The sequence below is a fragment of the Streptomyces sp. NPDC034111 genome, assembly GCF_055575375.1.
In genome coordinates this window covers 17,232-30,345 of sequence record NZ_JBVIST010000024.1, presented here as the reverse complement: position 1 = coordinate 30,345, position 13,114 = coordinate 17,232, and the positions used below count along the sequence as shown (strand labels likewise).

At 73.4% G+C, this 13,114-nt stretch carries 10 protein-coding genes; 3 read left to right on the top strand and 7 right to left on the bottom strand.

Going from position 1 to position 13,114, the window contains the following annotated elements:
• Nucleotides 1-16: 16 nt before the first annotated feature.
• From gdhA to ACZ55A_RS33580, 3 genes are all read right to left on the bottom strand, one after another.
• The gene (gdhA, locus tag ACZ55A_RS33590; RefSeq protein ID WP_468848326.1) at nt 17-1,393 is read right to left on the bottom strand and encodes an NADP-specific glutamate dehydrogenase; all 1,377 of its coding nucleotides are present in this window, start codon (nt 1,391-1,393) and stop codon (nt 17-19) included.
• A 368-nt stretch (nt 1,394-1,761) separates the two neighbouring features.
• Nucleotides 1,762-2,520 carry a VC0807 family protein gene (locus tag ACZ55A_RS33585; RefSeq protein WP_468848323.1) on the bottom strand — a complete coding sequence of 253 codons (759 nt, stop codon included), beginning with the start codon at nt 2,518-2,520 and terminating at the stop codon, nt 1,762-1,764.
• Between the two features lie 159 nt (nt 2,521-2,679).
• Complete coding sequence (locus ACZ55A_RS33580; RefSeq protein WP_468848320.1) at nt 2,680-2,994, bottom strand: hypothetical protein; 315 nt, start codon at nt 2,992-2,994, stop codon at nt 2,680-2,682.
• An 87-nt stretch (nt 2,995-3,081) separates the two neighbouring features.
• On the opposite strand from ACZ55A_RS33580, the gene ACZ55A_RS33575 reads away from it, so the two are divergent.
• Nucleotides 3,082-3,903, top strand: coding sequence for a helix-turn-helix domain-containing protein (locus ACZ55A_RS33575; RefSeq protein WP_468848317.1), 822 nt, complete (start codon nt 3,082-3,084; stop codon nt 3,901-3,903).
• Complete coding sequence (locus tag ACZ55A_RS33570) at nt 3,900-4,154, top strand: DUF397 domain-containing protein (protein ID WP_468848314.1); 255 nt, start codon at nt 3,900-3,902, stop codon at nt 4,152-4,154. Before ACZ55A_RS33575 ends, ACZ55A_RS33570 begins: the two co-directional genes overlap by 4 nt.
• Nucleotides 4,155-4,229: 75 nt before the next feature.
• Here ACZ55A_RS33570 and mnmA read toward each other — a convergent pair whose 3' ends face one another.
• Complete coding sequence (mnmA, locus tag ACZ55A_RS33565; protein ID WP_468848311.1) at nt 4,230-5,360, bottom strand: tRNA 2-thiouridine(34) synthase MnmA; 1,131 nt, start codon at nt 5,358-5,360, stop codon at nt 4,230-4,232.
• A 54-nt stretch (nt 5,361-5,414) separates the two neighbouring features.
• On the opposite strand from mnmA, the gene ACZ55A_RS33560 reads away from it, so the two are divergent.
• Nucleotides 5,415-6,143 (top strand): N-acetylmuramoyl-L-alanine amidase, encoded by a 729-nt coding sequence (locus ACZ55A_RS33560; RefSeq protein WP_468848309.1) that lies wholly within the window; start codon nt 5,415-5,417, stop codon nt 6,141-6,143.
• On the opposite strand, the gene ACZ55A_RS33555 is transcribed toward ACZ55A_RS33560, so the two are convergent.
• The 3 genes from ACZ55A_RS33555 to ACZ55A_RS33545 form a co-directional block, all read right to left on the bottom strand.
• Nucleotides 6,140-7,309 carry a cysteine desulfurase family protein gene (locus tag ACZ55A_RS33555; RefSeq protein ID WP_468848306.1) on the bottom strand — a complete coding sequence of 390 codons (1,170 nt, stop codon included), beginning with the start codon at nt 7,307-7,309 and terminating at the stop codon, nt 6,140-6,142. The two genes, ACZ55A_RS33560 and ACZ55A_RS33555, sit on opposite strands and share 4 nt — an antisense overlap.
• A 188-nt stretch (nt 7,310-7,497) precedes the next feature.
• A complete protein-coding gene (locus ACZ55A_RS33550; protein ID WP_468848301.1) occupies nt 7,498-12,093 on the bottom strand; it encodes an SAV_2336 N-terminal domain-related protein in 4,596 nt (1,531 codons plus the stop codon).
• Nucleotides 12,090-13,103, bottom strand: a complete 1,014-nt coding sequence (locus ACZ55A_RS33545) for an AAA family ATPase (RefSeq protein WP_468848298.1) — start codon at nt 13,101-13,103, stop codon at nt 12,090-12,092. The genes ACZ55A_RS33550 and ACZ55A_RS33545 overlap by 4 nt, the downstream gene beginning before the upstream one ends.
• Between the last annotated feature and the right edge of the window lie 11 nt (nt 13,104-13,114).

The following is a 13,114-nucleotide window of genomic DNA, read 5'->3' as shown; positions in this document are numbered from 1 at the left end:
CCCGGCCACTCCCCGGTCAGATCAGCCCCTGGGCGAGCATCGCGTCCGCCACCCGCTCGAAGCCGGCGATGTTGGCGCCCGCGACATAGTCACCGGGCAGCCCGAAGCGTTCGGCGGTCTCGTAGCACGTGCGGTGGATCCCGCGCATGATCGACGCCAGTTCGCCCTCGGTACGCTCGAACGACCACGCCTCGCGGGTGGAGTTCTGCCGCATCTCCAGCGCACTGGTCGCCACCCCGCCGGCGTTGGCCGCCTTGCCCGGGCCGAAGGCCACCCCGGCCTCCTTGAGGAGCTTCACGGCCTCCGGTGTGGCCGGCATGTTGGCGCCTTCGGAGACCGCCTTGACGCCGTTGCGGACCAGGATCCGGGCGGCGTCCTCGTCCAGCTCGTTCTGGGTCGCCGACGGCAGCGCCACGTCGCAGGCCACGTCCCACACCCGGCCACCGGGCACGTACTTGGCCGACACCCCGCGCCGCTCGGCGTACTCACCGACCCGGCCGCGCTCGACCTCCTTGATCTGCCGCAGCATCGCCAGGTCGATGCCCTTCTCGTCGACGACATAGCCGCCGGAGTCCGAGCAGGTCAGCACGTGGGCGCCGAGCGACTGCGCCTTCTCGATGGTGTACAGGGCGACATTGCCCGAGCCGGAGACCACCACCTGCTGGCCGTCCAGCTCCTCGCCGCGCTGCTTGAGCATCTCCTCGGTGAAGAGCACATTGCCGTAACCGGTGGCCTCGGTACGGGCCTTGGAGCCGCCCCAGGACAGCCCCTTGCCGGTGAGCACACCGGCCTCCCAGCGGTTGGTGATCCGCCGGTACTGGCCGAAGAGGTAGCCGATCTCCCGGCCGCCGACGCCGATGTCGCCCGCCGGTACGTCCGTGTGCTCCCCGAGATGGCGGTGCAGCTCGGTCATGAACGCCTGGCAGAAGCGCATCACCTCGGCGTCCGATCTGCCGCGCGGATCGAAGTCGCTGCCGCCCTTGCCGCCGCCGAGGTTCAGCCCGGTCAGGGAGTTCTTGAAGATCTGCTCGAAGCCGAGGAACTTCACGATCCCCAGATTCACCGACGGGTGGAAGCGCAGCCCGCCCTTGTACGGGCCGAGCGCGCTGTTGAACTCCACCCGGAAGCCCCGGTTGACCCGGACCGTCCCGGAATCGTCCTGCCAGGGCACCCGGAACATGATCTGCCGCTCCGGTTCACAGATCCGTTCCAGGATCTTCGCCTCGGCGAACTCCGGGCGGGCGGCCAGCACCGGGGCCAGCGTCTCCAGCACCTCCAGGGCCGCCTGGTGGAACTCGGGCTCTCCGGGATTGCGCCGGACCAGCTCCGCGTACAGGGAGGCCGGCCCGGCCGTATGAACGCCGGGCGTGACCTCTGATTGCACAGTCGACATGGTTGTGTTCCCTTCGTGGCCGAGGAAAGGCCGCCCGCAGTCCGGACCGTGACGCCCCCTCATGTGTCCCTCAACTTGCTGCGGACCCTCGGCGTCACCGCTCCTTCGTACAACTGCTTCTGACGTCCCTCGTTCCACCGACACTATGGGCCGGGCCCGTCCCGCCGACTGTGGGATGGGCGACACCCCGTTCACGTACGCAATCCCGCGCCCTGCACCGGCTCCCCCGGCCACCCTCTTCGCCACCCCGTGGCCGCAGGTCAGCGCACCGCAAGCGCCGCCTGCCCGCGAGCCCGGCCCGGGACCGCGCTGTGCCGCACCTCACAGGGCCTTCCGGCGCGCCGCGGTGCGGCATCCGGCGCCCGTCGTCAGCCGGCCGACGCCATCGCGACGGCCGGCCCGTCCTCCGCGGCCGCCCCCGCTGCCTCCTGAGCGTCACCGGCAGCGCGCTCGATCTCGGCCTTGACCATCTTCTCCATCGGGTCGGCGGAGCTGCCCCCGGCGAGGAACATGGCCAGCAGGACGGCCACCACGGTCAGCACCGTGCCCAGCCAGACCATCGTGTCCACCGGCAGCGTGTAGGCGCCGATGACCTTGGCCACGCACTCGGTCAGCAGGGCCGCGCCCCAGATCGCCGAGAACCTGCGCTCGGCCCGGCGGAACCGCTCCGAGCCGGCCATCAGCCGGTCCCATGCGGCGTTCCCGGCCGCGCTCCCCTTGGTGACCCACGGCTTGAGCCCCGTGGTCATCAGCGGCCGCCGGCCGCGTACCGAAAGCAGGATCGCGATCCCGATGACGCTGCTCACCGCGCTGTCCTTGGCCATCATCAGCCGCGCGTCCCCGGCCACCGCGCTCATCGCCAGCCCGACCGCGTTCACGATCAGCATCAGCAGCGCCAGCCCATTGACGCCGCGGCGAGCGACCAGCTCCCAGACCGTGCGCACGGCGGGCACCACACTGCTCCAGCCCAGCGCGGCCACCGTGCTGAGCCCGAAAACGGAGCTGAGGAGGTAGTACGAGGCGATCGGGATCCCCGCGTCCACGATCAGCGGCGCCAGGCTCTTCACGAGCGCATTGCCCGGCTTCTCCCCGGCGACGGCCTCGTGCTGACTCTCGCGCTGACTCACGGCGTACTCCCCCATCGGACAGTGAACTGGTGAACTGGTGTTGGTCTCGTCGTTCCCACGACGCCCTCAGCTTCGTCCACGGCCCGGACCCACCGGCAGTTCCGACTGTCCCGGCTTCGCCATGACATTTGTCAGTTCCCCGAGTACCGGGTAACGAGGTCAGTTACGGGCAACGCGCAGCGCATCGCCCAGCGCCTCGGCGAGCCGCCGCGAGAGGTAGCGGAACTCACGGTCCGGCACCTTCGGGTCGGCGTGCATCGCCCGCGCGTGGCGCAACAGTTCCTCGCCGATGTCCAACTGCATCTCCTCGATGCTGTCGGCGAGGTCGGACACCGGCCCGCCCGCACCGTCGGTGATCAGGAAGCAGGACCGGTCATCCGGAGTGGTCCAGGGCAGCAGCCTCAGCCGCGGAGCGGCACGTTCGGAAGCATCGGACGGTGCGGAAAGTTCGGATCCTGGTGGTTCGTTCATCATGCGGACAAGCATCTGCGCGCGCATCTAGCCTGGCCACAGGAACGGCGCGACTGTGCGTCACCACGCTGCAACTGTGCGAGGTGTGCGATGCCCCACAACGACGAACCACCCGTAAGCCTCAGGATCTTCGGGAAGCAGTCCCGGTTCCTGCGCGAACAACGCGAGATGACGCGCCGTGAACTGGCCGCCCTCATCCCGTACTCCGAATCCCTCATCGCGATGGTCGAACGCGGCGAACGGCCACCGAAGCCGGGTTACGTCGACGCGGTGGACGGGGCGCTCGACGCGGGCGGCGTGCTGCGCGTACTGATCCCGGATGTCGCGGAGAAGCATCATCCGGCGTGGGCGGAGGAGTATGTGAACTTGCAGGCGGAGGCGTTGGCTCTGCATGCGTACTCGACGCACTTCCTGCACGGGCTGTTGCAGACGGAGGAGTATGCGCGGGCGGTGTTCCGGTCTCGGCGCCCGAGCCTGGACGACGAAGAGATCGACAAAGTCGTTCAGGCCAGACTGCTCACACAGGAGCTGCTGACGCGTAAGCCCGCGTGCCGGATCACCTTCGTCCTGGAGGAACCCGTGATCATGCGGAAGATCGGTGGACAGCGAGTCTGGGAAGGCGAGTTGAGGAACCTCCTCAAGCTCGGGGAGCTTCACAACGTCCAGATCCAGATCATGCCGCTCTCCCGGCAGAGCCACGCTGGCGCAGACGGCCCAATGACCCTGCTGGAAACGCGGGACCACCACACCATCGGCTACGTCGAGGGTCAGCAGGGGAGCTACTTCCTGACAGATCCCGACGACGTCAGCGTACTGAGCCACCGGTACGGGACAATCCGATCGCAGGCCCATGACGCCGAAGCGTCGCGAGCCTTCATTCAGCGTCTGCTGACAGGAGAAGCATCAGCATGAACACCGAACTGGCGTGGTTCAAGAGCAGCTACAGCGGCGGTGACGGCGAAGCCTGTATCGAAGTCGCCGTCGCCTGGCGGAAGTCGAGTTACAGCGGCAGCGAGGGCGAAGCCTGCATCGAGGTGGCCGCCTGCCCCGACACCGTCCACATCCGCGACTCCAAGGACACCTCGCTCCCCCACCTCACCGTCGCCCCCGCCTCCTGGGCGTCCTTCCTCGCCTACGCGCAGGTCGCACCGGAAGCCGTCTGAGCGGACACCGGTGGGGCGGCACCTGGTGCCGCCCCACCGGCCGCCGGTGATCCGTGTAGGCCGCTGACGCTCCGGCTACGCCCCCGCCCGCGCCCGGCGCTCCGTGGTGGCGATCGTGGCGGAGCCGACCACCCGGGTCCCGTCGTAGAGCACGATGGCCTGGCCGGGGGCCACGCCGCGGACGGGCTCGGTGAAGGTCACCCGGACCTCGCCGCCGTCGACCAGCTCGGCGGTGACCTCGGTCTCGCCGCCGTGGGCGCGGAGCTGGGCGGTGTACGTGGCGGGGCCGGCCGTCGGGGGGCGGCCGCACCAGCGGGGGCGGATCGCGGTGAGGGCCGTGACGTCGAGGGCTTCGACGGGGCCGACGGTGACGGTGTTGTCCACCGGGGAGATGTCGAGGACGTAGCGCGGCTTGCCGTCGGGCGCCGGGTGGCCGATCCGCAGGCCCTTGCGCTGGCCGATCGTGAAGCCGTAGGCGCCCTCGTGTGTGCCGAGGCGGTTGCCGTCCTCGTCGACGATGTCGCCCTCGGCCGCGCCGAGCCGCTTGGCGAGGAAGCCCTGGGTGTCGCCGTCGGCGATGAAGCAGATGTCGTGGCTGTCCGGCTTCTTGGCGACGAACAGGCCGCGGCGGGCGGCCTCTTCGCGGATCTCGGCCTTGGTGGTGCGGGTGTCGCCGAGCGGGAACATCGCATGCGCCAGCTGGCGGTCGTCGAGGACGCCGAGGACGTAGGACTGGTCCTTGGCCATGTCGGAGGCGCGGTGGAGCTCGCGGGTGCCGTCCTCGGTGACCACGACCGTGGCGTAGTGGCCGGTGCACACCGCGTCGAAGCCCAGCGCCAGGGCCTTGTCCAGCAGCGCGGCGAACTTGATCTTTTCGTTGCAGCGCAGGCAGGGGTTCGGGGTGCGCCCCGCCTCGTACTCGGCGATGAAGTCGTCGACCACGTCCTCGCGGAACCGCTCGGCGAGGTCCCAGACGTAGAAGGGGATGCCGATGACGTCGGCGGCGCGGCGGGCGTCGTGCGAGTCCTCGATCGTGCAGCAGCCGCGGGCACCCGTGCGGAACGACTTCGGATTCTCGGAGAGCGCGAGATGCACGCCGGTCACATCATGGCCGGCCTCGGCGGCGCGGGCGGCGGCGACGGCGGAGTCGACACCGCCGGACATGGCGGCGAGTACGCGGAGGCGGCGGGGGGCGTCATCAGTCATAGCCAGTCCAGAGTAGACGGAACCGCTGACAGGGCGGAAAGCGTTATGCAGCGCATGGGGAAACGGGCTGGGGAACGGGGCAGCGGGGGCAGCGGCGAGGATGGTTCGTCCGGGCTCACCCGGCGGCGGGCGCTGTGGGTCGGGGGCGGCGGGGTGCTGGCCGCCGGGGCCGTGGCGCTCACGGCGCGGGACGAGCTGCGGCACTGGTGGTGGCAGCTGCCGGGGAACGACAAACCGCGCACACCGGGCGCGGTCGATTTCCGGGGCGCCCAGTGGGTCGAGGCGTCCCCGGAGAACTACCGGCGGGCGGACCGGCCCGCGGACTACGGGATCGACCGGGTGGTCATCCATGTCGTCCAGGGCAGCTTTGCGACCGCGCTGGACGTGTTCCAGGACCCGGATCATGAGGCGGCGGCCCACTACGTCATACGCCGGGACGGACATATCGCCCAGACGGTGCGGGAGCTCGATGTGGCCTTCCACTCCGGGAACCGCGGCTACAACGAGCGGAGCGTCGGCATCGAGCACGAGGGGTTCGTGGACCGGCCGGAGTCCTTCACCGCGGACATGTACGCGTCGTCGGCGCGACTGACCGCGGCCCTCTGCCGGCGGTACGGGTTCCCGGCCGACCGGGAACACATCGTGGGCCATGCGGAGGTCCCCGGGACGGACCACACCGACCCGGGGCCGCACTGGGACTGGGGCCGCTATCTGCGGCTCGTCCGCGTCGAGCTGCGCAAGCCCGCGCGGGGGAGCCGGCCCCGCGGGGCGCCTTCGCCCTAGCTCAGCCCCGCGCTGCGGGCCCGCTCGACCACCGGGCCGATGGCGTGGGCCAGCGCCGCCACGTCCTCCGCGGTGGAGGTGTGCCCCAGGGAGAAGCGCAGGGTGCCGCGGGCCAGCTCCGGGGACATGCCCGTCGCCAGCAGGACGTGGCTGGGCTGGGCGACACCGGCGGTGCAGGCGGAGCCCGTGGAGCAGGCGATGCCCTGGGCGTCCAGGAGGAGCAGCAGGGAGTCGCCCTCGCATCCGGGGAAGGAGAAGTGCGCATTGGCGGGGAGCCGGCCGGCCGGGTCCGGGTCGCCGCCGAGGACGGCGTCCGGCGCCGCGGCACGCACCGCCTTGATCAGGTCGTCGCGCAGTGCCCCGATGTCGCGGGCGAAGTCCTCGCGGTGCGCGACGGCGCACCGGGCGGCGGCGGCGAACGCGGCGATGGCGGGGGTGTCGAGGGTGCCGGAGCGGACGTGCCGCTCCTGGCCGCCGCCGTGCAGCACCGGCACCGGGGCGTACTCCCGGCCCAGCAGCAGGGCGCCGATGCCGTAGGGGCCGCCGATCTTGTGGCCGGAGACCGTCATCGCCGCGAGCCCGGAAGCGGCGAAGTCGACCTCCAGCTGGCCGACCGCCTGCACCGCGTCGGCGTGCAGCGGAATCCCGAACTCCCGGGCCACTTCGGCGAGTTCACGGACCGGCTGGACGGTGCCGATCTCGTTGTTGGCCCACATGACGGTGGCCAGCGCGACATCGGCGGGGTTGCGGGCGATGGCCTCGCGCAGCGCCTCGGCGTGCACCCGGCCGTAGCTGTCGACCGGCAGCCACTCGACCCGGGCGCCCTCCTGCTCCGCCAGCCATTCGACGGCGTCGAGGACGGCGTGGTGCTCGACGGGGCTGGCGAGCAGCCGGGTACGGGCCGGATCGGCCGCGCGGCGCGCCCAGTACAGGCCCTTGACCGCGAGATTGTCGGCCTCGGTGCCGCCGGCGGTGAAGACGATCTCGCTCGGGCGCGCGCCGAGCGAGGCGGCGAGGGATTCCCGCGCCTCCTCGACGGTGCGCCGGGCCCGCCGGCCGTCGGCGTGCAGCGAGGACGCATTGCCGGTGACGGTCAGCTGGGCGGTCATCGCCTGCACCGCCTCGGGGAGCATCGGGGTGGTGGCGGCGTGGTCGAGGTAAACCATGGTGCGCACGATTCTACGAGGCAATGGAGGGGCGCAGGCCCGGCGCGGGGGCGCACGCATCCCACTCGCGCGCCCTTCTCCCCGTGCGCCAAAAGTGCACATTTCTGAACATGAGCGACACGGCTCCCCGCACAGCGGCCGGAGTGCGCCGCGGTGCGCTGGTCCGCCGGACCGCGGTCGGGCCCTCGCTACGACGCGAGACAGCGGCTGAGTTCACGGACCGCACCGGCCGCCTCGGCCGCGCCGGTGCCCGGCTCCCCCAGCGCCCCGGAGGCCAGCAGCGACTCCAGGCCGGCCCGCAGCCGGCTGAGCTCGTCGCGCGGCACCCGGCCGGTCCGTTCGAAGTCGGCCACCCGGAAGGCGAGTTCGGCCTCAAGGGTCTCGAAGGCTTCGAGGGCGGGGCGGCCGACGGCGCCGGCCGGGCTCCGGTCCGCCCCCTGGCCGGCGTCCTGGAGACGGAGCTGGTCGCGCAGCGTACGGACGGCCGCGGTCAGATCGCGCAGCGCGGTACCGGTGCTCGCCACCTGGGCGGTGCGTGACACGGCCCTGCCGCGTGAACCGCTCGCCGACGTACCCGCCGTGACGCCCTTGTCCCGCAGCAGTGGCCGCACGTCGCGGGCCTCCGGGGCGCCGAACGCCTCGTAGACGGCCAGCGCCTCGCGCCAGTGGGTCTGGGCGCTCTGCTTGCGGCCCAGGGCGGTCTCGGCGTGCCCCAGCACGTTCAGCGCATCGGCCCGCCACCGCTCACCGCCCGGCACCAGCAGCCGCCTGGCGGCGTCCTCGGCCGCCGCCACGGCCTCGGTCGGCCGGATCAGCGCGACCATCTCCTCGGCCATCCGGCAGCGGGTGCGCCCCGCCCACAGGCGCTGCCGGTCCTCCTCGAACAGCGGCAGCGCCTCGAAGAGTTCGCGCAGCGCATCGGCGTGCCGGCCGGCGGCGGCCAGTGCCTGGGACCGGGCGTAGCGGGCGTGCGCGAGCCGCGGGGTGCCGCGGCCGGAGCGGTGGTAGATGCCCACGCTCCGCTCCGCGAACAGCACGGCGTCCTTGCCGGTGCCGGTCCCCGACGCCCAGAGCCGGGCGAGCGCGGCGAGCAGCGCGGCCTCGCCCAGCTGGTCGTTGCGGCGCCGGCAGCGCTCCCAGGCGGCGGTGAGATGGCGCTCCGCGTCGTCGTGGCGCCGCTGCTGGAGGGCGGTGACACCGGCCACGAGCGGGGCGCGGAACAGCGACAGCGGGTCGTTCGCGGCACGGGCGAGCCGGCCGGCCTCCCGCGCCTCCCGTTCGGCCCGCGCGAGTCTGCCGATGGCGGCGTAGGCGTCGGCGAGCGCCACCCGGGCCCGGGCCTCGGCCCGGGCGTCGCCGGCCCTCGCCGCCCGGGCGGCCACCACCTGCGCGGCCGGCTCGAACGCCGCGGCGTGCGCCCCGGAATCCGCCGTCACCTGGGCGAGCAGCAGGAGGTCAGCGGCCCGCCGGACCAGCCGGGGTGCCTCGACCGCGATCTGCCGGACCAGCGCGAGCAGCTGGGGCGTCTCCGCGACCCAGACCGCGAGCGCTTCGGCGCCGTCCTTGAGGGGCGGCAGGTCCCGCGGGGAGACCCGCACGAGGTCGTACGGCATCCGCTCGCCCGGATAGCGGGTTTCGTGCACCTTCCGTCCCAGGGCCAGGTACCAGGCCACCAGACGGGACAGCGCCTCCTCCCGCTCCGCTCCGGACAGCTCCTGTGCGGCGGTCTCGCGGGCGGGCTGCCGGAGTGCGCCACGGTGCCGGTAGCGTCCGGGAGCCGCCTCCTCCAGCACACCGGCGGCCAGCAAGTCCTCCAGCAGCGCCCGGCCCCGCGCCGCCGGCACATCGAGCAGGGCGGCCGCGCCACCGGCCGACAGGTCCATGCCGTCCACTACGGACAGCAGACACAGGGCGCGCCGCGCCTCCGGGGTGAACCGGCCGTCGGACCACGGGAGCGCGAAGGGGCCGGCCGCGGACCGTGCGTCCAGCGCGAGCGCGCCGGTGAGCGCGCCGGAACGGGGACGGCGCCGGCCGGTGAGCAGGACGGCGCCGCGCGGCGCACCCGGTGTGCCCGCCGGGCCCGGGAGGAGGGCGGACAGGATCCCCTCGGCATCCGCCACATCGTCCAGTACGACCAACACGCGGCGCTCGGCCAGCAGCGCGCGGCAGTGCACCAGGCCGGCCGGCTCCCTGCGCCGGAGGTCCCAGAACAGCTGACCGTCCGGGAAGTGCGGTGCGACCTCGTGTGCCACCCGCAGCGCGAGCGCCGTCTTGCCGGCCCCGGCCGGTCCGTGGATGGCCCAGCAGGGCGTCGCACCGCCGTCGGTGCGCGTCAGTTGCCCGGTCAGCAGGGCGATCTGCTCCGTGCGCCCGTCGAACGGCTCCGGGGCGGGCGGCAGAGCAAGGGGCTCCGGACCGGTCGCGGCCCCCGGAGCCGCGGCGCGGCAGGCCTCGGCCAGGAGGTCGTTCCGCCACCGCACCAGCCGCGCCCGCTGCCCCTCGGCGAACGGCCCGGGCACCCCGGCCAGCGGCTCACCGTCCCACAACGCCAGGGCGGACTCGCGCAGTTGACGGGCTTCGTCGGGCACGCCGGCGCTGCGGGAGCGCGCGCTCAGCAGCTCGGCCTCGTCGAGGTCGAGGGCGGGCGGGCTGCCGTCCCGGTGGCGCAGCGCAAAGCCGCCCCGCTCGTTGAGGACGACCACCCCGTCCGCCTCGAACGCCCTGCGCAGTCGCGCGGCGTAGGTGTGCAGTGCGGCCCGCGCGGCGGACGGGGGCTCGTCCCCCCAGAGATCGGCGATCAGTTCCTGCACGCTGACGGTACGGCCTCGGCGGAGCAGGAGGGCGGCGAGCAGCGCCCGTTGTTGGGGGGAGCCGAGCGCGAGGCGTGTCTGCTGCCCGCGCCAGGCGCGCAACGGGCCGAGCACGGTGAAGCGCAGCGGCTGCGGCGAGGGGACGAGTCCCCGCCGCGGCGGCCGGGACTCCTCGGCCCGCTGCGACGGCACCGCACCGCCCATCCGCTCCAGCACCGGACTGGCCAGGACGGCGAACGCCCGCGCCGTGGCGTGCAGCCGCACCTCCCCCTCGGCGTCGCCCATCAGGACCGGGAAGTCGGGCAGCCGTCCCATGTACGGCTCCAGTGACCGGCCGACCGACTCGACGACCTCGACGGCCTGTTCGGCGCCGAGCCCGCTGAACAGCAGCTCCCGTACGCCGGGGCGGAAGTCGTAGACGGGCTGGACGGTGCGGCCCAGCGACGGGGTGCCCAGGGCGCGGACGAGCGTCCGGGCGGCGACCGCGTCCCGCGTCCGGTCGGTGCGCTCCAGCAGACCACCGAGCAGGATCTCCGCGACATGGGTGGGGCTCGCCTCGCGCATCGTGGCGGCGCGGACCAGTTGCATCAGGGGCGTGGTCAGCGGCCGGATCGCGGAGAGACGGACCGCGAGGCGGTAGGCCTCCGGTGAGAACGCGCCCCGGAAGTGGGCCAGCAACTCCTCGGCCGTGCCGTGTGGTTGGGGCGGCGGGACGGGCGAGGGCACCTCGTCCAGCAGCGCCGTGTCGATCAGATGCGGCACTCCGGGGCGGGTGAGCAGGCCGGCCCACTGCTCCAGCGCGGAGGCGGTGGGGTGCAGGACGGGCAGCGCGAGCAGGCCCTCCGCCTCCGGGTCGGGCTCACCGCTCAGCGCATCACAGACGACCATTCGGCCCGGGTGGTCGAACTCGCCGGGGGCGGCGAGGAGCCGGGGCCGCGCGTCCAGTGCCGTAGCGCGCCACAGCCGGCGGGGCAGCGGGTTCAGCACGGCGACCGGGCCGCTCCGGCCCCGGTCGGCCAGCGCCCGTACGGCCTGCGGGGCGCGCCACCCCGGGCTCGTCCCGTCGGTCAGCACAAAGGTCACCGTTCCGTCCGCGATCCGCCGGCGGGGCACCGGGCCGCCGGGGTCCTGGGGGTCGACCGGGTGGACCCGGACCGAGCGGAAGGCTGCACTCCGGATCAGCAGCGCACGCAGCTCGGCGGCGAGCGAACCCCACACCTGCATGGCCGGCGAACAGTCCACCAGCAGCACGGCCGACCAGCGCCGCTCCTGCTCCGGGCGGGCGACGACCTCCAGGAAGCCGGTCTCGGCGGCGAGCCGGACGGTGGCCTCGACATCGGTGACGGTGCGGTGCGGATGGTCCCGCGACCGGCGCAACGGGCGTAATGCGCTGCCCAGTTGCTGGGCGTCGGGCAGCGCACGGCCACCGGGCACCCGAGCGAGGCGGGCCCGGTCCGCGTCCGGCCCGCCGCCCTGGCTGCCCATCGCGTACAGGGCGCGGCGGGGCGGCCCGGCGGGGGCCGGAGGCGCGGCGGGAGGGCTCGGTTCGTCGGCTCCGGGCCGGGCGGCAGGGTCAATGGCGCCGCTGGAGCCGTCGGGGTCTTCGGGGGCATCGGGGTCTTCGAGGGCATCGGAGCCATCGGGGCCCGCGGAGCCGCCGGCATCATCGTCAGCGCCGTCGGCGGCCGTTGGTACCTCCGCGCCATCGTCGGCCGCAACAGCCCCGAGGGCCCCGGCACCGTCCCGCGCCGGCTCGCCGCACACGGTCTCCGCCGGCTCCCCAGCCTCCCCCGGCCCGCCCGACTCCTCCGGTCCGTCCGGCCCTTCCAGCCCTTCCGGTCCGTCCGGCCCCTCCGGCGCCCCGGATGCCGCGCGCCCCTCCATCACCCGCGCCAGCCACAGCACTTCGAGCAGCTCGGTCGCCCCGAGGTCGTAGCCGGCGGCCGACATCGTCCGTCGCAGTCGGTCGATCATGGCGACATGGGCTCGTCGAGACGGTGCAGCACGGCGGCCAGCAGCTCTTCCCTGCTGAGGTCGGCGCCGCTGACGCGCAGGTGGACGGCGGCCAGCAGCTGGTCGGTTGCCAGCGTCTGGGTCTTCGAGCGCTGGTGGAAGAGGTCGATCAGGTCCTCGGCGGCGGCCACCGCCTGCGCGCCCAGGTTGTGTTCGATGATCCTCCGCAGCCGGTCGCCGGTCGGCTCCGGCAGATCGAGCCGTACGCAGCGGCGCATGAACGCGGGCGGGAAGTCCCGTTCGCCGTTGCTGGTCATGATGACGACCGGGAAGTGCGCACAGCGCACCACCCCGCGGTGCACCGCGACCCGCTCGCGGCTGCCGCTCAGCAGGACCTGGACCTCCTGCTGGTGCTCGGGCAGCCGGGCCAGCTCGGGGATCTCGAACTCGCCCTCCTCCAGGACCACCAGCAGATCGTTGGGCAGATCGATATCGGCCTTGTCGAGCTCGTCGACGAGCAGAACCCGGGGGCGGTCGGCCGCCAGTGCGCTGCCCAGCGGCCCGAGCCGCAGGTACTGGCCGATGTCGCCGGCCGCACCGGTGCGCCGCGCCCGCGGGCGGCGCGCGGAGGCGCGGGGGGCCTCGCGCTCGCGGCGCAGCGAGGCCTCGCGCAGCCGGCCCACGGCGTCATAGCGGTAGAGGGCGTCCTGGAGCGTGGAACGGCTGTTGACCGACCAGCGCAGCACCTCGCCCAGTTTCAGCTCCTCGGCGACGGCACGGGCCAGCGAGCTCTTGCCGGCACCGGGACGGCCGGTGACCAGCAGGGGGCGGTGCAGATGCAGGGCGGCGTTGACGACGGAGATCTCATTGCGCTCCAGGAGGTACGGAGCCCGGGGAGCCGTACCGCGGGTGGCCGGAAAGCGTCGCCAGGGCGGCGGTGCGGGCAGCTCAGACGGACCGCGGAAGACCCACCAGTCCTCCGGCTCCGCCACCGGGTCGTCGTGTGCGCCTGCTGCGCTCTGTCCGGTCACCGCTGCGTTCT

Bases quoted from the DNA above. Each gene is read 5' to 3' on its own strand.
- ACZ55A_RS33570 (WP_468848314.1), top strand. From the start codon at position 3,900: ATGAACACCGAACTGGCGTGGTTCAAGAGCAGCTACAGCGGCGGTGAC.
- ACZ55A_RS33580 (WP_468848320.1), bottom strand. From the start codon at position 2,994: ATGATGAACGAACCACCAGGATCCGAACTTTCCGCACCGTCCGATGCT.
- ACZ55A_RS33550 (WP_468848301.1), bottom strand. From the start codon at position 12,093: ATGATCGACCGACTGCGACGGACGATGTCGGCCGCCGGCTACGACCTC.
- gdhA (WP_468848326.1), bottom strand. From the start codon at position 1,393: ATGTCGACTGTGCAATCAGAGGTCACGCCCGGCGTTCATACGGCCGGG.
- mnmA (WP_468848311.1), bottom strand. From the start codon at position 5,360: ATGACTGATGACGCCCCCCGCCGCCTCCGCGTACTCGCCGCCATGTCC.
- ACZ55A_RS33555 (WP_468848306.1), bottom strand. From the start codon at position 7,309: ATGGTTTACCTCGACCACGCCGCCACCACCCCGATGCTCCCCGAGGCG.
- ACZ55A_RS33560 (WP_468848309.1), top strand. From the start codon at position 5,415: ATGGGGAAACGGGCTGGGGAACGGGGCAGCGGGGGCAGCGGCGAGGAT.
- ACZ55A_RS33575 (WP_468848317.1), top strand. From the start codon at position 3,082: ATGCCCCACAACGACGAACCACCCGTAAGCCTCAGGATCTTCGGGAAG.